At 68.5% G+C, this 1,563-nt stretch carries 1 protein-coding gene; it reads right to left on the bottom strand.

Features of this window, described 5'->3' with window-relative positions; all coding sequences use genetic code 11:
* On the bottom strand, window positions 1-1,483 hold a 1,483-nt coding region (locus E6R60_RS36400; RefSeq protein ID WP_346766106.1), incomplete at its 3' end, for a type I polyketide synthase.
* Window positions 1,484-1,563: the final 80 nt, after the last annotated feature.

The following is a 1,563-nucleotide window of genomic DNA, read 5'->3' as shown; positions in this document are numbered from 1 at the left end:
ACCACCCCAACCCCTCCACCGACAACCGCCCCGTCAACACCACACCACCCGAATCCGGCAACGCCACCAACGCACCCAACACCGGATGATCAACCACCACCTGACCCAGACCACCCGCATCCCCACCACCCACACACTCCAACCAGAACCGCTCCCGCTGGAAGGCGTAGGTCGGCAGGTCGACGCGTCGGGCTCCCGAACCCTCGAAGAACCGGGACCACTCCACCGCGACCCCGGCCACATGCAGACGGCCCAACGCCGTCACAACCGACACCACCTCCGGACGCCCCTTACGCACCACCGGCACGAACACCGAGGCGTCCGCGTCCACCGACTGCTGCGCCATCCCACACAGCACCCCGTCCGGACCCAGCTCGACGAACGACGTCACACCCTCGCCCTCGAGGAACCGAACCGCGTCAGCGAACCGCACCGCCTCCCGCACATGCCGCACCCAGTACGACGGCGTCGCAACCTCCCGCGACAGCGCACCGGTCACGTTCGACACCACAGGAATCGACGGGGAGCCGAACGACAAGCCCGCCACCACCGCGCCGAACTCCTCCAACATCGGCTCCATCAACGGCGAATGGAACGCATGCGACACCCGGAGCGCACTGGTCCTGCGGCCCTGCGCCTCAAACACCGCCACCAGCTCACGAACCGCCGACTCCGTACCCGAGACGACGACGGAACGCGGACCGTTCACAGCCGCCACAGCGACTCCGGCACTCAGCAGCGGAAGGACCTCGGCCTCCGTCGCCTCCACCGCCACCATCGACCCACCCGCCGGCAACCCCTGCATCAACCGACCACGCGCCACCACCAACTCAGCAGCATCAGCAAGGGACAACACCCCCGCCACATGCGCGGCCGCGATCTCACCCACGGAATGACCGACCAGGAAGTCCGGACGCACTCCCCACGATTCCACCAACCGGAACAACGCCGTCTCCAGCGCGAACAACCCGGCCTGAGCGAACATCGTCCCGTTCAGCAGGTCCGAGTCCTCGCCCCACACCACCTCACGCAACGAACGATCCAGGCGTACATCCAGCTCACCTACGACTGCGTCGAAGGCCTCCGCGAACACGGGATACGCCTCATACAGCTCCCGGCCCATACCGAGCCGCTGCGCACCCTGACCCGTGAAGAGGAAAGCGACCTTGCCCGCCGGACGTGCCGTCCCCCGCACCACCGACGCCTCAACCCCGCCCTCAGCCAGCGCGGTCAGACCCCGCACCAACTCCTCACGATCCGCCGCCGCGACCACCGCGCGATGCTCCAGCACCGCACGCGACACCACCGACGAGAACCCGACATCCAACACGGACGCGGCATCTCCCAGCCGCTCCAGCAGCTTCCCGGCCTGCGCGGACAGACCCGCCTCACTCCGCGCCGACAACAGCACCGGCACCACCGGCAGTTCGACCGCGCCGGCCGTCTCCGGCTCCTCCACCACCGGAGCCTGCTCCACGATCACATGCGCGTTCGTCCCACTCAGACCGAACGACGACACCCCCACCCGACGCGGACGATCCCGCACCGGCCACGCCCGCGACT

It is taken from the genome of Streptomyces sp. A0642 (genome assembly GCF_004795105.1).
In the GTDB taxonomy this organism is placed as follows: Bacteria; Actinomycetota; Actinomycetes; order Streptomycetales; family Streptomycetaceae; genus Streptomyces.
The sequence above is the reverse complement of the archived record's forward strand: the minus strand, read 5'-3'. Positions and strand labels throughout refer to the sequence as shown.